Here is a 21,236-nt window from a genome sequence, read left to right on the forward strand (position 1 = left end):
TCGGGTTCAACAAACATTTTCATCAGGCAAACTCGCGTAACAATTGGCTGAGGTAAGTTGCAGGCGTTGTTGATGGCAAGCTGACTTTTACTTTGCCAACAGTGAGGGTTATCGGCTGTTGCGGCTTGATAACGTCAGGTTGTTTAGTGATTTTGGCGCGAACAAAATTGCCAGGTAATGCCTTTAGCTTGTTTTTTGCGGCATAAAAAGTTGTTTTTGATAAAGTATTTTGCTGACAATACTCAGTGATAGTTAAATCACTCGATTGTTGCTCTTCTATAATACTACGCCATTGCTCAAGGCTACGTGTTTTTCTCATAGCTACCTCTTAATTGAAATTCAGGGATAGCTTAATAGTTTTGACGAGTTACTTGCAGGTGCACTTGGCTAGACGCTTACCAACATTCAAAATATTATTGGTATTAATAAAAAACCCGAGCCTAGCCCGGGTTTTGATAAGTTATGAATATGCCATAATTGGCTGAAAACTATTCAATATTTTGAATCTGAATATAGAGTAATTTATTTAACTTTATATTTATCAATAGTTTGGCTTGTTCTTGCTGCCTGATTTTTGCTTTTGGTAACCGCTATGGTAACCACTTGGTTTGTGATTTAATCTTTTACTTAAATATTTGTATAAGTATAAATTAAGAGAAACCGAGCTACGTAGTAAAGCTTACAATCAGAATCTAATGTTATTAGTTAGTGCTCTTGTGAATAATATAAGTTAGTTCTCTTCACTACTCAACATAAAGTGTGTCGATATGAGACATATGTTCATTACATAACCTTTGCCCCATAATCTTAATTTGTATATTATCTCAATTAATAAGAACAATGGATTAGCTGTATAGTAACTAATTAATACGGCTTGGCAGGGAATAGTATGTCGTTACCAGATTACCAATCATTCATGACCCCATTACTGCAATGCTTAGCTAACGGCGAAACAGTAAAGCTCAAAGAGATTGAAGCAAACGTTTATCAAAGCATAGGCTTATCAGTAGAGCAGCTTAAACTGCGTATTCCTAGCGGCAAACAAACTTATGCCTACCACCGCTTAAGTTGGGCTAAAACTTACCTTGTTAAAGCCGGTTTAATTGAGCAGCCTAAAAGAGCCTTTTGTAAAATTACGCAAAAAGGTTTATCAGCATTAGCAGCGGGCGAACTAATCAATAACCAGTACTTAAGCCAATACCCTGAGTTTTTAGACTTTAAAATCCGTACTAAAGATACTAGCGACTCACTAGACGAAAACACCACCAGCTTAGTAAATAGCAACTCACACAAAACACCAGAAGAGCTTATAGAAGCCGCAGTAGATACACTCAACACTAACTTGAGTGACGAAATACTACATGCAGTGCTTTCGGCCTCCCCTGCGTTTTTTGAAAACTTTGTAGTCGATTTAATGCTAGCTATGGGGTATGGCGGCTCACGTAAAGATGCAGGGCAAGCTACGCAATATACTCAAGATGGCGGCATTGATGGCGTAATAAAAGAAGATAAACTCGGCCTCGAAATGATATATTTACAGGCCAAACGCTACACCAATAAAACAGTGGGTAGACCAGACATACAAGCCTTTGCGGGTGCACTTGATATGCACCGTGCTAAAAAGGGCGTATTCATCACCACCAGCGGCTTTAGTAAAGATGCACTGGAATATGTAGGCTTAATTGAAAAGCGCATAGTGCTGGTAGATGGTAAACAACTTACAGAGCTAATGCTTACCCATAATTTAGGCGTTAGCACCAAACAGGTATTTGAAGTAAAAGCGCTTGATAGCGATTACTTTATTGAAGATTAAACCCAATAAAAAGGATTTTAAAATGGCGATTAAAGCTACAGCTGTATTATTTATAAAGCTTGGTTCAAAAGGTGATTACGAGCGTGAGTGCATTGAAAAAGAAGGTACAATAAAGTTAGATTACAGGCAAATTCCTCATGAGTTATGTCTAAGTAATAACTGGGATAAAGTGAGTGAGTTTGTAGCTCTGGAATACAATACAAACAAAGCTTCGACAACAAGCCATCGAAATCAAATTAAAAGGTTTTATACCGAGCCTAAAACAACAATGTGGATTACATTTTACGACTGTAAATTGTGGTACTGCTTTGCTGAAGAAGAAATTTTGCTTGATGAGAGCAGTAGAACAAAATCACGTAAAACAGTTGATGGTTGGCGCAGTGTAGATAATCAGAATAATTCACTTTTCATACAAGCTCTAAGTGGCAAGTTAACTAAAGTACAAGGCTTCAGAGGTACAATTTGTGATGTTAAAGAAAAAGAGTACCTGCTTAATAAAATCAACAATACTCAACACCCTGATGTTAAAAATGTAGAAACGAATTTAGTATCACTTAAGCTCTCTCTTGAAAAGATTATCCAGTTGTTGTCACCGCAAGATTTTGAAGTGTTTGTCGATTTGATATTTCGTTCATCGGGGTGGTCAAGAGTTGGCTCTGCGGGTAATACAATAAAAACGCTGGATATAGAACTCTTGGCGCCAGTCACCGGAGAACGTGCCATTGTTCAGGTTAAATCACAGAGTAACCTAAGTTTATTTAAAGAGTATGAAGAGCGATTAAATATAGAGGGTTATGATAGAGCTTTTTATGTGACCCACACACCAGATAAAAAACTAAGCGACCATATTAATACAATGGATAAGAATAATTCAATTCAGGTGTGGGATGCTGAAAAGCTTGCTGATTTATCAGTGAATGCAGGATTAATTGAATGGCTTGTAAGTACTGTAGGCTAGAACCCTGAGAGCTTTTAGCGAGCACATCATTGGCACAGTAGATGTTAATTCAAAACAAATGATTAAGTAGAGAAAATATTAATGCCTCAACAGCATCAAAAAGAATTAAAAAAGCAGCTTTGGAGTATGGCGAATAGTTTGCGTGGTAGCATGTCTGCCGATGATTTTCGTGATTACATATTAGGTTTTATATTTTATAAATATTTATCGGAAAAACTCAATACTTATGCTGAACAACTCTTAGATAAAAATAGCGTTGTATTTTCTGAATTAGATGAGGCTACTGTTGAAGGTCAAAAGTATTTAGAAATTGTTCAAAAAGCAGCACTAGATGAGTTAGGTTACTTTTTAAAGCCTTCAGAGTTATTTCACTCTTTGGCTAATCGCGGTAGAAAAGGTGAATTTATACTTGATGAAGCTATTAGTGTATTTAAAAGCATAGAGCAGAGAACTATCGGCACTGATAGCTTTAATGACTTTAACGGTGTATTTGACGAGCTAGATTTAACCTCTCACAAGTTAGGTAAAATACCTGATGCGCGTAACAAGCAGATTACTAAGGTATTTAATCATCTTGATAATGTTAATTTGCATTTGGAAGATAGTGAATTAGATATACAAGGTAGTGCTTATGAAAACCTTATAGCTATGTTTGCTAGTAGCTCTGGGAAAAAAGCTGGGGAATTTTATACTCCTAAAATGATTTCTAGGTTACTTGCAAAGTTAGTAACTCTTAATACACCCGATATTAATTCGGTCTATGATCCTACGTGTGGCTCTGGCTCTCTATTGTTACGTGTAGCTAAAGAAGCTAACAACCCTAATGTAAAGCTCTATGGCCAAGAGCAAAATTCAAATGCTTATAACCTCTCACGAATGAATATGATTATGCATGGAATATCCTATTCTAACTTCGATATTAAAAAAGGAGATACCCTAGAGGAGCCAAAACATTTAGAACAACGTTTTAATGCTGTGGTAGCAGTGCCTCCCTTTTCTGTCTCATGGTCAAGTAAAGTATTATTTAAGGGCGACCCAAGATTTACTAATTACGAACAATTAGCACCTCGGACTAAAGCAGATTTTGCCTTTATCCAACATATGCTTTATCAGCTAGACGATAACGGGACCATGGCTATAGTGGTCCCGCACGGTGTCCTTTTTCGAGGTGGTGCTGAAGGTATTATCAGAAAGCAGTTAATTAAAGACTTTAACTATTTGGATGCTGTCATAGGACTACCATCCAACCTGTTTTATGGAACTTCTATTCCAACTTGTATCTTAATTTTCAAGAAAAACCGTATAAACAAAAAAGATATTTTAATTATAGATGCCAGTAATGATTTCCATAGCACCAGAGTTAATAACTCAATTACTGAAGATACAATCTTAAATATACTTGAAACTTATGCAACTAGAGTTAGTGTTAAACTTTTCAGTAAAGTGGTCAGCCTAGCTGAAATTGAAAGTAATGATTTCAATTTAAATATTACTCAATATGTAACTTTATACCCAACAACAGAAGTGAAAAATTTTGCTGAATTATTAAGTGTTTTTGAGAGTTTCAACCCTAAACTCACCTTTTTCAGAGGCGTTGTTAATAAGGATTTCGACTTACTACCTACTGTTAGTAGAATGGGGGTAGAGCAGAATAAAGTTTATAAAGTTGAAAAAGTAATATTTGAGAATTTTAAGCAGCAAGCTATACCTTTTCTAGAGTTTACCCCTCGGGATGAGTGGGAGTGGTTAGCCTTGGCACAACATCACGGCCTACCTACTAGGTTACTAGATTGGAGCAAAAATCCATTAGTTTCTACTTACTTTGCTGTAGAAAAAGAACCAACAAAAGACGCTGCAATTTATGTATTAACAGATAGAAAAGAGCCTTTCGATACTAAAGTTTACTCTGATCCATTAAAGCTTCCTAACAATGAGCCTGTTAGGCGCTATATACCACCGCATCTAACAGGGAGAATTATTTCTCAAAGCGGTATCTTTACCGTACATAGCGAATTAAATTTGCCATTTAGTTCTCAGCACGTCGAGAAAATTATAATTCCTCACCGATTGAAAAAAAGCTTTAGGGAGCAACTATATAAATTCGGCGTTCACAAGGCTTCTATATATCCAGGACTTGATGGGATAAGTGACCATATTAAGTGGTTAGAAACAGAATTAAAATAAAGAGATTAAATTAATGGTTCAACAACACCAACAAGAATTAAAAAAGCAGCTTTGGAATATTGCTAACAGCTTACGTGGCAACATGTCGGCTGATGATTTTCGTGATTACATACTTGGGCTTATTTTTTATAAATATCTTTCAGATAAGCTCAACACTTATGCCGATCAGCTACTGAGTGAAGACGGCATTGTATTTGCTAAAATTGACGAAACAACCGAAGAGGGCCAAGAGTACTTAGAGGCGGTAAAAGAAGAGGCGCTTGATAAGTTAGGCTACTTTTTAAAGCCAGCAGAGCTGTTTCATGTATTGGCTGAGCGCGGTACAAACGATAAGTTTATTTTAGACGATGTAACCAACGTACTTAACCATATTGAACAAAGCACTATGGGCGCAGACAGCGCCGACGATTTTAATGGCTTGTTTGACGAGCTAGATTTAACCTCTAACAAGTTAGGTAAAACACCCGATGCGCGTAACAAGTTAATAGCCAAAGTATTAGAGCACCTTGATAACATCGATTTTCACCTAGAAAGCAGCGAAATAGACATACTTGGCGACGCTTACGAATACCTTATTGGCATGTTTGCCAGTGGCGCGGGTAAAAAAGCTGGCGAGTTTTATACGCCGCAAATGGTGTCAAAGTTACTAGCAAAATTAGTAACCTTAAATAACCCGCATATTAAATCGGTTTACGACCCTACCTGTGGCTCTGGCTCATTGTTGTTACGTGTTGCTAAAGAGGCTAATAACCCCGATTTAAAATTTTACGGACAAGAGCAAAACCCAAGTACTTACAACCTAGCGCGTATGAACATGATTATGCACGACGTGCATTACACTAAGTTCGATATTCAAAACGACGACACGCTAGAAGTTCCTGCACACCTTGAGCAGCGCTTTAGTGCTGTGGTCGCTAACCCGCCATTTTCGGCTGATTGGTCTGCTAACCCGCTACATATGAATAACGAGCGTTTTGCCGATTACGGTAAGCTGGCACCAAAAGGCAAGGCCGACTTTGCTTTTGTACAACACATGATCCACCAGCTTGACGACGACGGCACAATGGCGGTGGTGCTACCGCACGGCGTGTTGTTTCGTGGTTCTGCCGAAGGACATATACGCAAACACCTTATTAAAGAAAAAAACTACCTTGATATGGTAATTGGCTTACCCGCTAACATATTTTTTGGCACGTCTATTCCTACCTGTGTATTGGTGCTAAATAAACACCGTAAAGCCGACGATAACGTATTGTTTATAGATGCCAGTAATAACTTTGAAAAAGGCACTAACAATAACGTAATGAGTGAGGAGGACTTACAACGTATTTTAAATGCCGTAAGCAAACGCGAGTTCATTGATAAATACGCCTTTACCGCAACACAAGCAGATTTAGCAGAGAACGACTACAACCTTAATATTCCGCGTTACGTAGACACCTTTGAAGATGAGGCGCTTGTCGATTTGAGTGTAGTTGCACAGCAACTTATAGCAAATGACAAAGCCATGCTTGAAACAGATAAAATCATTGCAAAATTTTGTGATGAATTAGGTATTGAAGCACCTTTTGGAGTAATTAAATGAATGTAGTTACTCCAAGCCTTCGTTTTATAGGATTTCAAGGCCGATGGCACGAAGCGAACTTAGAAGGTATTTCAATTAAAAATATTTCCTATGGGATAGTGCAAACTGGGGAATATATTGATGATGGCGTACCATGTATACGCGTTGTTGATTTGACCAAAGCTAAAATCAACAAAAAGACTTTAATTAAAACAAGCAACGAAATAAGTAATTCCTATAGAAAAACAATCCTTGAAGAGGGGGAGCTTATGATTGCTCTTCGTGGAGAAATAGGACTTACTCAGCTAGTTTTTGAAGAGCTTGTTGGGTGTAATCTTACTAGAGGAGTGGCACGTGTATCGCCTAATAAAAATCTATATGATACTCGGTTTTTATGTGCTTTTTTGAATAGTGCTAAAGTTAGACAGGAATTCGATAGACGAAAAAATGGCTCCGCTCTAAAAGAAATTCCAATTTCAGAGTTAAAAAAGTTTCCAGTGTTGTTCCCTGAGCTTAAAGAACAACAAAAAATAGCTGACTTTCTTACTTCTGTAGATACTAAAATCAGCCAGCTAACTGAAAAGCACCGCTTATTAAAAGACTATAAAAAAGGCGTAATGCAACAAATTTTCAGCCAACAAATCCGCTTTAAAGACGATGATGGAAACGCTTTTCCTGAATGGAAAAAAGAGAAAGTAGGGAAATACCTAGAGTCCTATAAAGAGCTCGTTACTGCTGATACTAATATTCCAATTTTAACCTCATCACGAACAGGATTATATTTACAAGAACGCTCTGTTAGCAATGAAGGGAGTTATGGGGTTGTTCCCCTAGGTTATTTTACTTATCGACATATGAGTGATGATCTTATATTTAAGTTTAATATTAATACTTTCTGTGAGCGCGGTGCTGTAAGTAAAGAGTACCCTGTTTTTAAAACTGTCGGCATGGACTCCTATTTTTTACAACTGCAATTAAACGAAGGTAATGACTTTAAGCGTTTCGCTATTCAACAAAAACTGGGAGGCACTAGAACTAGATTGTATTTCAAAAATCTCAGGGAATTACAGTTAAATTTACCTTGCTTAGAAGAACAACAAAAAATAGCGCAATTCTTACAATCACTCGATAAAAAAACAAACGCTGTTAACGAGCAAATTGAACAAACTAAGCTATTTAAAAAAGGCTTACTACAGCAAATGTTTGTGTGAGAAATAATGACTAATAAAATTAATGATAATTTAATTGCGAATATTATTGATATTCAAACTTTGCAAGAAAGCGTAGAGGTTGAGTGCAAGCAGGCTGGTGGCCGCGACGGCCATGGCGCAGTGCCGAATGATATGTGGGAAACCTATAGTGCGTTTGCCAATACCCGTGGTGGCTTAATTTTATTGGGCATTAAAGAAAAAAAAGGCAAGTTTACAGTTGAGGGTATAACAAACCCAGCGCCGCTAATTAAGAATATTTGGGATACGGTCAATAATCCCAATAAAGTGAGTATTAATTTGCTCAGCGAAAGCGACGTGCGCATTGAAACACTTGAAGGCAAGTCGGTTATTGCGATTACTGTACCACGTGCCCCGCGCGAAAGCCGCCCTGTATTTATTAATGCAAACCCGCTTAATGGGACCTATCAGCGCCGTTACGAGGCCGATCAAAAGTGTTTGCCACCGGCAGTAAATAAAATGCTGGCAGAGCAAGAAGAAGTGCGCGACAACCGTATTTTAGAGCATTTTACCCTTGATGACATAGACCCCGAAAGCCTGCGTATTTATAGGCAAATGTTTGTTGATGCCAAGCCACAACACCCTTTTTTAGAATTGAGCGACCAAGAGTTTTTGCGCTCAATACGTGGCTGGCAAAAAGACCGCGCAACAGGCAAAGCGGGTTTAACCCTTGCTGGCTTAGTGATGTTTGGTAAGTGGGATGCCATTCAAGATGCGTTGCCTAGTTTTGCACTCGATTATCAAGAAAAAGACGACAGTACACACCGCTGGATAGACCGAATTTATACTGATGGCTCTTGGTCGGGTAATGCTTTTGATTTTTATCGTAAGGTGTATCGTAAGCTTACGGCAGATTTAAAAGTAGGGTTTAGTTTAACCGATGATGGCCAACGACAAGATACCACTCCTGCGCATGAGGCTATTCGTGAAGCACTCGTTAATACACTCGCACATGCAGAGTTTAATACCGAAAGTAATATTTTAATTGAAAAACACCCTGACTTTATCGGCTTTAGAAACGCAGGGCTAATGCGTATACCAGTGCATGAGGCTAAGGCGGGTGGTAACAGCCAGTGCCGAAACCCTGCTATTCATCAAATGTTTTTAAATATTGGTTTAAGCGAAAAAGCAGGTTCGGGTATTCCTAAAATATACAGTAACTGTAAAGCGCAAAACTGGCAGCCACCGCATATGTATGAAAAGGATGAGCTAAATCAAACCTTTTTAGAGTTGCGCATGGTTAATATTGTATCACCTGAGTTAGATAAACGCCTTACCGATACCTTTGGTAGTGGTTATAAGAAGCTGAGCGAGCTTAAACGGACTATTTTGATTACCGCCATTACTGAGTCGTGGTTTAACCATGAGCGTATTTGTTCGTTGACCTCAGAACATACAAGAGAAGTGACACTTGCGTTAAGTCAGTTAGTTAATGCAGGGTACTTAGAGTCGGCAGGCCAGCACAGAGGCAAGATATATCACTTAAAAGGGATACAAATCCCTACGCCTGATAATGATGCAGGTAAGAGTATTACGTTTGTAGCTTCTCCGAAGTTGGATCAGCTTTCACTGTTTGAAGGTCCGGAGTTAAATAGCGAAGGTCCGGACCTAGATACTGAAGGTCCGGAGTTAAGCAATGAAGGTCCGGACCTAGCTTTAAATACTCCGGACCAAGACAATACAGAAGTAGAGACAGCTGCAGCTAATGAGTTATGGGGTTCACTATGGGTTATAGGTGAGCAAGTACGAGCTGCCTCAAGTAGAAAGCAGAAGTCTAAGGTAGAACAAGCAATAATAGCCCTATGTAAAGAAGCACAGCCGCACTGTTTAAGGTTGGGTGATATAGCACAGCTGCTAGGAATGAAGCCCGACACGCTAAGACGTAATTACTTAAGTAAAATGGTTAAAGAGCAGGTATTGTTTTTGGCATATCCAACAATACCTAATCACCCAGAACAGGGTTATAAGTTACATAAAGATTAGCAATAAAGCTGTGAATGTATTGCACAAGGCTAGCACCAAGGAATTGTAGGTATAAATGAATTATCAAAGTGAACAACAATTAGAAGATAACTTAATTGCACAGCTTAGCGAGCAAGGCTTTACGCGCGTTATTTTAAAGGACAACGCCGCACTTGAGGTCAATCTTAAGCAGCAGCTTGAAAAAGTGAATAGCTGTACATTAAGCGATACTGAGTTTACGCAAATATTGGGTAAGCTTGGTAAAGGTAATATATTTGCAAAAGCCAAAACACTGCGCGACCAGCTTGATGTAACACTTGATAACGGCGACAGCAGGCACTTAACTTTATTATTTGATGAGCCGCAGCTAAATAGCTTTCAGGTAGCGCAACAAATTACAGTCAAGGGCACATACACTAACCGATACGATGTAACGCTATTAGTTAATGGCTTGCCGCTGATACAAATAGAGCTAAAACGCCGTGGTATTGAACTAAAAGAAGCGTTTAACCAGATTAAGCGTTATCAAAAGCATTCGTTTCATGCCAACCATGGTTTGTTTAACTATGTGCAGCTGTTTGTAATGTCGAATGGGGTTAATAGCCAGTACTTTTCTAACAACAGTGAAATGTCGGCTAAGCAAACCTTTGACTGGACTGATAATGAAAATAATAAAATAAGCCAGTTACATGACTTTGCCGAAGCATTTTTAACGCCTTCGCACTTAACGCATATGCTCACCAAGTACATAGTGCTTAATGAAACAGGTAAGTACTTGATGGTGCTCAGGCCGTACCAGTTTTATGCAGTAGAAGCGATTGTAGAGCAAGTTAAAACTACAACCGACAATGGCTATATTTGGCATACAACGGGATCGGGTAAAACGTTAACCTCATTTAAAGCGGCGCAAATTATGACCTCGCTGAGTGAGGTTGATAAAGTAGTATTTGTGGTAGACCGAAAAGACCTAGACTACCAAACAGCGCTTGAGTTTAATGCGTTTGTAAAAGGTTCTGTAGACAGCACCGACAACACCAGTATGTTATTCCATCAGCTGTTAGATAAGCCAATGAAGGGTAGAAAAGTCAACCAAAGCCGTAATACTAAGCTGGTGGTCACAACGCTGCAAAAGCTTAATAACGTGGTGACTAAGCAGCGCTATTTGAAAGAAATGCAAAGCCTGAAAGATAAGCGCATTGTGTTTATATTTGACGAGTGCCACCGCAGCCAATTTGGTGATACACATAAAAACATTACCGAGTTTTTTAATAACGCGCAGTTGTTTGGTTTTACGGGTACGCCTATATTTGCCGACAACGCCGTTGCTAAAAACTCAGTTAAACGCACCACTAAAGATTTATTTGGTGAATGCTTACATCCTTATGTAATTGTGGATGCAATACGCGACGCTAACGTGCTTAAGTTTGCTATTGAGTACGTTGGGCGTTATCAGTACAAAGATGGCTCTAACAACAACCTAGATATTGAAGTTGAAGACATTGACACAAAAGAGCTTTTAACCTCGCCTGCGCGCTTAGATAAAATAACCGATTACATTATTGCCCAACATAACCGTAAAACGCATAGCCGTGAATATAACGCTATGTTTTGCGTATCAAGTGTTGCAGAGCTTATTCAATACTATGAGTTGTTTGCGAGTAAAAAAGCACAAGGCAAACACAACCTTAAAATTGCCACCATATTTAGCTACGAGGCCAATGAAGAGGAAGAGTACGAATTAGGTAATGATGATGCGCAAATTAAAGAAATATCAGCCAAGTATTTAAACGAAGGGCAAACCGTTAAGCTGCATAGCCGCGATAAGTTAGACTCATTTATTAACGACTACAACACAATGTTTGGTACAAGCTACTCCACCAAAGACAGTAAGTTATTTGAAGACTATTACAAAAATATATCTAAGCGTGTTAAAGCCAAAGAGATTGATATATTGCTGGTGGTGAATATGTTTTTAACAGGCTTTGATGCTCCTAAACTCAATACTTTATATGTCGATAAAAACCTTAAATATCATGGTTTGGTACAAGCGTTTTCGCGCACTAACCGTTTATTGGGCGAGACTAAATCGCATGGTAACGTAGTGTGCTTCAGAAACCTTAAAAAAGCTGCTGACACTGCCTTTACGCTATTTTCGAACAAGCAGCCTAAAGAATACATAGAAACCCCTTCGTATAATGAGCTGCTTACTGATTTTAACAGCGCCTATGAAGCGCTAATGGCAATTACGCCTACCGTTAACTCAGTAGATGCTTTACCTGACGAAGAGGCTCAGGCGTTGTTTGTGAGACAGTTTCGCGAGCTTATGCGCTTAAAGAACATGTTAAGCAACTTTGCTGACTTTGATATGGACTCAACCTCGATGGGCGAGCAAGAGTTTCAGGATTATACGAGTAAGTATGCCGACCTTGGCAGGCAGTTACGTGAGAATTCAAGTAAAGAAAAAGTATCGGTTTTAGATGACGTTGATTTTGAACTAGAGCTACTACACAGCGATATAGTAAACGTAACCTATATTTTGCAGTTATTACGTGAGTTACATGGTGAAGAAAGTGGCGATGAAAGAGCTCGTAAACGCCAAGTAATAGCAAACCTAATAGCCACAGACCCAACCTTATTAAGTAAAAAAGCACTAATAGATAAGTTTATGGACGAGCACTTGCAAGGCATACCTGCCAGTGCTGACGTTGATGAAGAGTTTGAGCTTTATTGGGAAAAAGAAAAACGCCTAGAACTTGAGAAGTTTGCCCAAGAGCAAAAGCTAAACCAAGAACGCCTAGAAAAGTTAGTAACCCGCTATGAGCTAAGTGACGAAATGCCACTAAGGGATGACTTCGCTGACGTACTCGAAACCAAACCCAGCTTACTACAACGCAAAAAAGTACTGCCCATTATTACCGATAAATTTAAACGCTTTGTAGATACGTTTATGACAGGTTTTTAAAGGGCTACAGTAGTGTTTTATGTAAACCGTCAACGGTTGACGGATCAATTATCCACATAACAAATTTACTTTAATTCCTTACTAATTCAAAGAATGTGACGATAAATGGGGGGTAACGTTACCCCCTGTATATTACCGTCAACGGTTGACGGCCTCATTTTTAACATAAATAGTTTGCTATAGGCTTCATTTGAATCCTTCTATAGGGGGTGCAACGTTGCACCCCCCTATAGATTACCGTCAACGGTTGGCATCCTTCTACCAATTAAACTTAAAGGCTTTATTAATAAGTAGAAACTGCTTTCTTGCTTCACTCATACGTTGGTGGAAATAGGGAGCTTTTACTACTTTTGTGTGAATATGAAAATGGAGGTGTTGACTATCAATATCTTTGTAATGTGCATCAAGTGCCGATTGGATAATGATAAAGCTATCCGCGCCATAGTACTCAAGAACGCGATATTTAAAGCATTCTAATGCAACCCTGTGCTGCGCTATTAATGCATTTAACTCGCTGCTATCTGTATTGTTGAGTTTAGCCATATCGAACAACTGGAGATATGCTTCGATAGAGTATTCACTTAACTCTGGATCATAGCCTTGTATGACGTTCCAACCAGCTCCATTTTTGATAGGGTTAGTACGTACGGCAAGTTTGCCTTCAATCGTTTTTGCGCCTGTAGAGCGACCACCATGCAATTTACATCGACCATTACGCTTGTTGCCTAAGCGCTTACAGGGATTACCTGAACGTGTTTTAGCGCCACACTTGGGTAGACTTTCTAAATCAAACTTACTCATTTTTTGCCTTTTTATGATCGATCATGTTCGGTGAAATTTCGGTTCATAGGGTTTGTTTTTTGAAAATTTATTTTCTTTAAAGTTTTTAAAATCGAATATTTATATGCTTACCACCATGGGGTGAATATATAAATCAAAGGGTTATATTAATTTAATGCCACGTAAAGCGATCACTAAATAGAGGTTTATGTTGTCTGTTCGCGTAAGGTGATCGATCACCTTGCATGTGTATGTTTCGGTTCATAGAGTGCTGCAAAGGTACTTGATCGTTATTAACTTGATTAGGGTGATCGCTGTACTGTAATGAGCGATGAAGTTTAGATTGTATTAGCTGTGTACTGCTTATACCTGATAGCCTTTTTAGTAACTTGATACCACCAGCCTCTGAGTTATCTGGCTTTATTAGAGCCGCTTCTTTATTTCCCTGATATGTAATAGCTGGATTCACGAGCATAATATCGTTAAAGCATCTATCAACGTGCTCTGTTGAGTATTCAAGTTTACTAAATAAGTAGCTATGAGCCTTAATGTTAGCTTCTTTCGTGGCACGTTTAGTAAAATAGCTTAAGCGGTATAGAGCTGGTTCTATAGTAAGTTTATTACCCCTTTGCATTAGGTAGTATGGGTGGCTAACTAATGAGGCCGAACCTAAGCCATCAGATTCCCAAGCATGCTTTAATTGGTAGGTTAGCTTACTACTATGCTTTATTTTATGCCCACTTAGTAACACAGCTAAGTGATAATGATGATTTGAAGATGTATTTCTCTCTCTAGCGCATATATAACTTACTTTGCAGTTATATTGTTTTGTAAGTATCGACAACTGTTTTTTAATAAACTTTAAGAACATCTGATTATTAATAGAATAAGATTTAGTACTTAAGTCTATTCTTGCTACGAGTACTTTAGAGTAGTGAGAAAGCATACATTCACAATGCTTAAACACTTTAGTTAATGCTTTTAGATCTTGTCCTTTTGTCTTTGGTTTAAATACTCTGTAGCTATGGTCTTTGTATATAAAGTTTACTGAGTTAGTTGTTGATATTTTAAAGGTCATTGTTATATCTATTTGCCTTAGTTATTAATTGGTATCTTTCTTATATTATTTAATATCCGCTATTAGTGGATAGGCGCTTTACAGATAAAAGCCCTTTTAAAATAATAACTAAGATATATTTTTAGCTTGTTGAATAGCGTGTTTTTACTGATCATTTTGTTTCAAAGTGTGTCATCAGTAGGCCAAAAAAAAGCAGTTTATTTACCTGCTTTTGTGTGTTTTTTGGCTAGCCAATTTTTATAATCTTGAAAATGCCACATGGACCGCCCATTTATTACATGAGCTGGTGGAGGAAAATGGCCAGCCTTTATCCATCTTCCAAGTGTTGACCTACTGATGTTAAGAAGCTTTTGCAATTCAGGCTTTTTAATCATTCGAGCATCGTCAATATACATAGCAAGGTCTGGCAGGGGGTTATTGATCATAAAGCTGAGTTCATGTTGATGACCTCGCGGGATTGCACAAATTCTAGAAGCTCACTTAGTAGCCAGCACACTCTGTCACTATCGGCATGCAGTTTACGTCGTTTTGGGAATAAGCCTTTTTTCTCTAGTAGCCATGCACTTGTTCGTGAAACTGATGTGATTTTTACGCGCTCGGCTTCTCTCACTAGGCGATCAGTGAATTGCGTTGTTGGTGCTGTTAGTTGGTTCATATTGGTTTCTCCGGTTCATCATTGTTGATGGGGAGAATTATGAAAGAATATAGGGATAGGAAAGCCCTACTCACTAAGTGGGTAGGGCTTTTTTTTACTGTTATTAACTGAAATTTAAGAATAAATTATTTTAATTTATTTCTAATTTCCGCAGTGTTGTATTTTTTCTTTAGCAACTGGCTGAGTTTTATGGGATATGCCTTACCCTTTTCACTTATCAGCTTAGGTTTATGCAAGTGATTTTTGATATATGCTTCAGTGTCTTCACATCTTTTGAATATATGAAAGCACTCCAGTTCCTTATTTTTAATATAGAAATCGTAAATAAGAGGATGTATCGCTTGAGCTAGAATCTTTTTAGATAGTTTGCCGTAATCTCCGACTGAATCTAGGTAATTAGCCATTTCCAATATAAGCGATTTGAGAGAGTCAGTCTTTGCTGCTGTTTTTATTCCACCAGCTTGCGTATCAAGTACACCTTTTTGGAAACCTCTCTCAGCATGCTTTTCCAGATTAACTCTCATATCATGAGCGCCAGCATGATAGCCGATAAGAAGCGCACTGGTTAAAGCATCACTTAGCTGATGTTCGCTAGAGTTGTAAGATGAACTCAGAGTATTAGAAATATTTTTCAGCTCGTTATCAACTTCTCTAAGCATTGTGTGCTCATCTTTAGGAAATAGCTCTTTATTAGTCTTTAGCTTTTCAACTCGGTACTTGATTAACTTAAGAAGCTCAATGCCTGAGTACAAAGATTCTAAGGCCACTTTTAAATGATTATCTTGCTTTAGGGCGTCACTGTTTAACTGATTAAAAAGCATTTCAGGAAAAACCATATTCTTTAGATTTTCAATCTGCTGCTTTTTACCATTATTTGTAACGCCAGTAATAGGAGCTGTTTTCGAAGCAGTCATAATAAGCTCAATTATCTTGAATTAAAGGTATAACAACGTTTGCTAATTCATTTAGCGCTTTTTGTCGCTCATCAAAGTAATCGTATCGGTTATATACCCCTTCAATCTTATGATTCAAACAGCGCTCGGCTACATTATCAGGAACTCCTAATTGCGCCAAAAGACTACGGCATGACCGCCTTAGATCGTGAATTACAAAGTATTCAATACCTACAGGTGAAGCTATTTCTTCTAACTGAGCATAATTAATATCATCGTCATCAATCTCTCCAAGCTCTTGAACATGTACCAAAATGGCTGTGATTGAATCTTTAAACCCTCTCGCGGTATACATTTTGGAAATAATTTAAATTTATTCATTTAGATTAATTCCTTCAGATACCATTGATATCTTAGCTCTAGGAAGTATTTGATTTGCCATTACACTTGCAAGCTTTCTTCGCTCATCCAAGTAATCATATCTGTTGTAAATACCAGCAACACCACTAATAGTATGATTTAGATAACGTGTTACATCGTTTCCTTCATAACCAAGTTCAGCGAATAAGCTACGACATGTTCGTCTTAAATCATGAATAGTAAAGTGCTTAATGCCTTTAGGCTCAAGTAGGTTAGGGTATGATTTCTTGCTAATACTTTTGCCAAACATTTTAGCTAAGGCATGATTCAAAGTGTTTTCACACATATGACCATCTTTGCTAACTTTTCTTGCTGGGAATACGTACTCGGAGCCACACGATTTTCTTTTCAACTCTTCAAATATGGGTATGACTTCCTCAGCAATAGGAATCTGAATATAAACTTCTTTTTTATTTCTTGTGCCTAAATTCCAAATCTTTTCATTAAAATCAAATTCTTCCCACTTTGCTTGAGTAACCTCGGTTTTACGGTTACCAAATACAAGAAGTAATACCATTGCTAAATAGTTATCTCTGGTAAAAACAGTCGAATTCTCTCTGAGTACATCAAATGTACTTTCAATTTCTTGCAGGCTTAATGCTCTTTTTCTACTTTTGGTTTGCCCCCCAGCGTCATTCTGACTAAAAGCTGCAGCAGGGTTTGACTTTGTGAGATCAAGTTTTTGTGCATGTTTAAATAGATTTTTACATAGGTTTAAGCACTTTGTAGATATAGAGGGACGCCCATCATTTACAACTTCTTTTATGATAGCCCTAATATCACGTGCATTTACATCATCAATTTTGAGCTTACCAATGTATGGTTTTATATCTTTAGTATATTGTCTTTCGAGCAGGTGAGGATTTTTTACTTCCTTACTTTTATCTTTAAACCAGTCATTAAATAGGTCGTTCATTGTTATGATAGTTTCTTGTCCCTGTCTTACTCTTTCGGCAAGTGGGTCTATACCATTCTTAATTTTTTTATTTATCAAGGCTGCTTCAATTCGAGCGTCAGATAATGTCTTGTCTGGAAAGTTGCTACCTTTTAGAGTCATAAAGTGGCGTTTATTATTGATAGTGTATCGAAGCTCCCAAGCACCGCTTTTTTTATCTTTGCTAGGCTTTATATAAAGGCTGTCACCAACACTAAACCTAAGCGTTTTACAGCTCCTAATATTTGCTTTGATTTCTTTTACATTCATTGAGTTACATCAAAAATGGTTACCAAGGATTATAAAAAGTGGTTACCAAGCGGCTTGGTAACCACTTTGGTAACCACTTGGACACGTACAATAGGGGGCTAGTATGAACGGTAGAAAACAAAAAGCCTAGAAAAATCTAGGCTTTTTAGTGAGTTATAAACAAGTTGAAACAGGCTGAAACGCTATTCTATGTTTTGAATCTGTTCTCTCATTTGTTCAATCAATACTTTTAACTCTACAGCGGCAGTAGTGATGTCACTATTGATAGACTTAGATGCTAGCGTGTTAGCTTCACGATTAAATTCTTGCATCATAAAATCTAGGCGGCGGCCGCATGCGCCACCTTTTTTAAGGATTTTTTTAGTTTCTTTAACGTGAGACTTTAAACGATCTAATTCTTCAGCTACATCTTGTTTTTGAGCAAGATAAATAAGTTCTTGTTCAAGGCGTGACTCGTCAATGTTTGCTGTTAAGTCTTCTAGCTTTTGAGCCAGTTTTTCACGCTGCCACTTAGCAATCTCAGGCATGTGCGTTTCTACAATTTCTACTTGCTCTAAAATCGCATCAAGGCGGATTGCTATCATTTCTTCAAGGTTTGCACCTTCATCGCCACGAGCTGATTTAAAATCTTCGATTACTTGATCAAGACCAGCAATTAGTGCTGTATTAACGCTATCCATATCAAGTTCTTCAGCTTCCATAACACCAGGCCAACGTAATATATCAACAGGGTTAATGTCGCCATTACTTTGCTGTTGAACCCATTTCGCGCTATTTATAAGTTGCTCAGCAAGGGCTTGGTTAATTGATAGCTCACCAACATGGGCAGGATTTGCTACAAACTTTAAAAAAACCTCAACTTTACCGCGTTGTAAGTGTTTGCGTAAACGCTCACGAATAACTGGCTCCATGCCACGAAATTGCTCTGGTGCGCGAATAAATGTTTCAAGGTAACGCTGGTTCACTGAACGAACTTCCCAAGTGCCAGTTCCCCAATCGCCTTTTATTTCGCGACGCGCATAAGCTGTCATACTGTGGATCATGGATATTTTCCTAAATTTATAAATACAATATTACGATGATTATACCGTAACACCGCTTAAGCTCTAGGGAAAATTTAATACACTGAATATTTTGCATACAGCTATTTATTTAAATCAGCATGGTATCTATACCCACATACACTTATAATGTCGCAAATTCTGAATTAAGGGGATCGTCAATGCGTCCAAGCGAAAGAACACCTAACCAAATTAGACCTGTTACATTTACACGTAATTATACTTTGCATGCTGAAGGCTCAGTACTTGTTGAGTTTGGTAACACCAAAGTACTTTGTACAGCTACTGTCGAATCGGGCGTTCCTCGTTTCATGAAAGGTCAGGGTAAAGGTTGGATCAATGCTGAATACGGTATGTTACCGCGAGCAACGCATACGCGTAATGCTCGAGAAGCTGCACGTGGTAAGCAGGGCGGTCGTACTATGGAAATTCAACGTTTAATTGCACGTGCACTTCGTGCTGCTGTTGATTTAAAAGCACTTGGCGAAAACACAATCACTATCGACTGTGATGTAATTCAAGCAGATGGCGGTACACGTACTGCTTCTATAAGTGGTGCATGTGTTGCACTTGTTGATGCGCTAACGCATATGCGTGCCAAGGGTATGATTAATTCAAACCCACTTAAACATATGATTGCGGCTATTTCAGTAGGTATATACAAAGGCCAAGCAATTAGCGATTTAGAATATATTGAAGATTCAGCAGCAGAAACTGATATGAATGTAATTTTAACCGAAACAGGTAAAATTATAGAAATTCAAGGTACAGCCGAAGGCGAACCTTTCTCGTTTGATGAGCTAGATGAGTTACTTACTTTAGCTAAACATTCTATTCGTGAAATCATTGACGTACAAAAGCAAGCATTAGCATAAATAGGTAGGCCACTAGATATGAAAGATTATCAAAAAGAGTTTATAGAATTTGCTCTAGAGAAGCAGGTATTAAAATTTGGTGAGTTTACTTTAAAGTCAGGGCGCATAAGTCCTTACTTTTTTAATGCCGGTTTGTTTAATACAGGTCGTGACTTAGCACGTTTAGGTCGTTTTTATGCATCAGCATTAGAAGATTCAGCGATAGAGTACGATGTACTATTTGGTCCCGCGTATAAGGGTATCCCAATAGCAACAACGACGGCAGTTGCATTAGCAGATCACCATGATAAAGATGTACCGTACTGTTTTAACCGTAAAGAGAAAAAAGCACACGGTGAAGGTGGTACATTAGTAGGCTCAGAACTCAATGGCAAAATAATGCTAGTTGATGATGTAATTACCGCAGGTACCGCTATTCGTGAGTCCATGGAAATTATTGCACAAAATGGTGCAGACCTTAGTGGTGTTTTAATTGCATTAGATCGCCAAGAAAAAGGTAAAGCCGAGTTATCAGCTATTCAAGAAGTTGAACGCGACTTTAATACCAAAGTAATTTCTATTGTAAAATTAGCAGACCTTATTAGTTACCTTGAAAACCAAGGAACGATGGGTGAGCATTTAGCCTCAGTTAAAGCTTACCGTGATCAATACGGCGTAGCATAAATAAAAAGCCTCGCAGTGCGGGGCTTTATTTTGACCTTCATTCATAGAGTTTATTAATGAAAGATGTATTAAAACCAAATGGCTTAGGCCTCAAACGCGTTTTCAAAGCAACCTATTGCTCCTATCTTGGCTTTAAAGCAGCATTTAAAGAAGAAGCTGCATTTAGACAAGAGCTATTACTAAGCCTTATATTATTCCCCACTTCATTTTGGCTTGCTTCATCATTATTACACTGGGCAATACTAATTAGCTCACTGCTTATTATTCTAATTGTTGAATTGCTAAACTCTGCCATTGAAGCATTAACAGATCGAGTAAGTACAGAATTGCATGTATTGTCAGGTAGAGCCAAAGATATGGGATCTGCAGCCGTAACACTTTCATTAACGATCGTATTGATCATATGGGGTGTAAGTCTTTATATGAAGATCGTTTAAGCTCACTTTTAATATTAGAGAAGTTTAAACACCTTTAGTTGTTAATAATTTGCTAGTTATGTTGTGTTTTTAACGTGTTTAGCTCAAATACTCAGCGAACAGCACATTATTTCAAGTTTTCTTCAAAAAAGGGTTGATCTGTTTTCGGATCTCCCTATAATGCGACCCCACTGAGACGGGAAACGCCAACGCATAGCGAGGCACGAACAACTCAGAGAGTTAAATAAAACTTCGGTTTTAAATCTTCTAAAAAGAAAGTTTAAAACTAGGTGTTGACTCGAAAAATAAAGGGTGTATTATTCGCATCCCTTGAGACGCTAAAGCGACTCAAAACGTTCTTTAACAATATAAAGCAATCATCTGTGTGGGCACTCGTACAGATTGAGTTCTAACAGCCAACCTACTTACTCTTTATGGGTAATTAGCGAGGCAAAAAAATTAGAGTCTCAATTGAAAACTGAGTGACCAACAGAATAGTTATTTCGGTAATTATTCGGC

At 38.1% G+C, this 21,236-nt stretch carries 19 protein-coding genes; 10 read left to right on the forward strand and 9 right to left on the reverse strand.

The window, feature by feature from the left end:
• Window positions 1–22: 22 nt before the first annotated feature.
• On the reverse strand, window positions 23–319 hold the full coding sequence (locus tag GQR45_RS20545) for a hypothetical protein (RefSeq protein WP_024591198.1): 297 nt from the start codon (window positions 317–319) through the stop codon (window positions 23–25).
• A gap of 570 nt (window positions 320–889) precedes the next feature.
• On the opposite strand from GQR45_RS20545, the gene GQR45_RS20550 reads away from it, so the two are divergent.
• The 7 genes from GQR45_RS20550 to GQR45_RS20585 all read left to right on the forward strand — a co-directional run bounded on the left by GQR45_RS20550 (window position 890) and on the right by GQR45_RS20585 (window position 12,672).
• Window positions 890–1,813: a restriction endonuclease gene (locus tag GQR45_RS20550; RefSeq protein WP_165726892.1), complete on the forward strand. Its 924-nt coding sequence runs from the start codon at window positions 890–892 to the stop codon at window positions 1,811–1,813.
• 22 nt (window positions 1,814–1,835) lie between these two features.
• The gene (locus GQR45_RS20555; protein ID WP_165726893.1) at window positions 1,836–2,771 is read left to right on the forward strand and encodes a restriction endonuclease; all 936 of its coding nucleotides are present in this window, start codon (window positions 1,836–1,838) and stop codon (window positions 2,769–2,771) included.
• Window positions 2,772–2,852: 81 nt separating this feature from the next.
• The gene (locus GQR45_RS20560) at window positions 2,853–4,955 is read left to right on the forward strand and encodes a type I restriction-modification system subunit M (protein ID WP_206008736.1); all 2,103 of its coding nucleotides are present in this window, start codon (window positions 2,853–2,855) and stop codon (window positions 4,953–4,955) included.
• Between the two features lie 13 nt (window positions 4,956–4,968).
• The gene (locus GQR45_RS20570; protein WP_165726894.1) at window positions 4,969–6,540 is read left to right on the forward strand and encodes a type I restriction-modification system subunit M; all 1,572 of its coding nucleotides are present in this window, start codon (window positions 4,969–4,971) and stop codon (window positions 6,538–6,540) included.
• Window positions 6,537–7,730: a restriction endonuclease subunit S gene (locus GQR45_RS20575; RefSeq protein WP_165726895.1), complete on the forward strand. Its 1,194-nt coding sequence runs from the start codon at window positions 6,537–6,539 to the stop codon at window positions 7,728–7,730. Before GQR45_RS20570 ends, GQR45_RS20575 begins: the two co-directional genes overlap by 4 nt.
• Before the next feature lie 6 nt (window positions 7,731–7,736).
• Entirely contained in the window at window positions 7,737–9,731 is a 1,995-nt protein-coding gene (locus tag GQR45_RS20580) for an RNA-binding domain-containing protein (protein WP_165726896.1), read from the forward strand.
• A gap of 55 nt (window positions 9,732–9,786) precedes the next feature.
• A complete protein-coding gene (locus GQR45_RS20585; protein ID WP_165726897.1) occupies window positions 9,787–12,672 on the forward strand; it encodes a type I restriction endonuclease subunit R in 2,886 nt (961 codons plus the stop codon).
• 258 nt (window positions 12,673–12,930) lie between these two features.
• Here GQR45_RS20585 and GQR45_RS20590 read toward each other — a convergent pair whose 3' ends face one another.
• The 8 genes from GQR45_RS20590 to GQR45_RS20625 form a co-directional block, all read right to left on the reverse strand.
• On the reverse strand, window positions 12,931–13,473 hold the full coding sequence (locus GQR45_RS20590; protein ID WP_010555437.1) for an HGGxSTG domain-containing protein: 543 nt from the start codon (window positions 13,471–13,473) through the stop codon (window positions 12,931–12,933).
• 151 nt (window positions 13,474–13,624) lie between these two features.
• Window positions 13,625–14,530, reverse strand: coding sequence for an inovirus-type Gp2 protein (locus GQR45_RS20595; protein ID WP_165726898.1), 906 nt, complete (start codon window positions 14,528–14,530; stop codon window positions 13,625–13,627).
• Between the two features lie 197 nt (window positions 14,531–14,727).
• Window positions 14,728–14,955: a helix-turn-helix domain-containing protein gene (locus GQR45_RS20600; protein WP_165726899.1), complete on the reverse strand. Its 228-nt coding sequence runs from the start codon at window positions 14,953–14,955 to the stop codon at window positions 14,728–14,730.
• On the reverse strand, window positions 14,952–15,185 hold the full coding sequence (locus tag GQR45_RS20605) for an AlpA family phage regulatory protein (RefSeq protein WP_024608664.1): 234 nt from the start codon (window positions 15,183–15,185) through the stop codon (window positions 14,952–14,954). The genes GQR45_RS20600 and GQR45_RS20605 overlap by 4 nt, the downstream gene beginning before the upstream one ends.
• A 125-nt stretch (window positions 15,186–15,310) precedes the next feature.
• Window positions 15,311–16,099, reverse strand: a complete 789-nt coding sequence (locus GQR45_RS20610) for a hypothetical protein (protein WP_165726900.1) — start codon at window positions 16,097–16,099, stop codon at window positions 15,311–15,313.
• 7 nt (window positions 16,100–16,106) lie between these two features.
• The gene (locus GQR45_RS21265; protein ID WP_206008737.1) at window positions 16,107–16,433 is read right to left on the reverse strand and encodes a hypothetical protein; all 327 of its coding nucleotides are present in this window, start codon (window positions 16,431–16,433) and stop codon (window positions 16,107–16,109) included.
• 18 nt (window positions 16,434–16,451) lie between these two features.
• Window positions 16,452–17,702, reverse strand: a complete 1,251-nt coding sequence (locus tag GQR45_RS20620) for a site-specific integrase (RefSeq protein WP_165726901.1) — start codon at window positions 17,700–17,702, stop codon at window positions 16,452–16,454.
• A 182-nt stretch (window positions 17,703–17,884) separates the two neighbouring features.
• Window positions 17,885–18,745, reverse strand: a complete 861-nt coding sequence (locus tag GQR45_RS20625) for a YicC/YloC family endoribonuclease (protein WP_002958889.1) — start codon at window positions 18,743–18,745, stop codon at window positions 17,885–17,887.
• Between the two features lie 179 nt (window positions 18,746–18,924).
• Here GQR45_RS20625 and rph point away from each other — a divergent pair, with 179 nt between their 5' ends.
• From rph to GQR45_RS20640, 3 genes are read left to right on the forward strand one after another with little or no spacing between them, the layout of a single operon-like run.
• Window positions 18,925–19,638, forward strand: coding sequence for a ribonuclease PH (gene rph / locus GQR45_RS20630; protein WP_002958890.1), 714 nt, complete (start codon window positions 18,925–18,927; stop codon window positions 19,636–19,638).
• 18 nt (window positions 19,639–19,656) lie between these two features.
• Window positions 19,657–20,301 (forward strand): orotate phosphoribosyltransferase, encoded by a 645-nt coding sequence (pyrE, locus tag GQR45_RS20635; RefSeq protein WP_007583381.1) that lies wholly within the window; start codon window positions 19,657–19,659, stop codon window positions 20,299–20,301.
• 56 nt (window positions 20,302–20,357) lie between these two features.
• On the forward strand, window positions 20,358–20,738 hold the full coding sequence (locus GQR45_RS20640) for a diacylglycerol kinase (protein WP_007583384.1): 381 nt from the start codon (window positions 20,358–20,360) through the stop codon (window positions 20,736–20,738).
• Window positions 20,739–21,236 lie beyond the last annotated feature (498 nt).

The organism is Pseudoalteromonas sp. SA25, assembly GCF_011378705.1.
Lineage (GTDB): Bacteria > Pseudomonadota > Gammaproteobacteria > Enterobacterales > Alteromonadaceae > Pseudoalteromonas > Pseudoalteromonas arctica.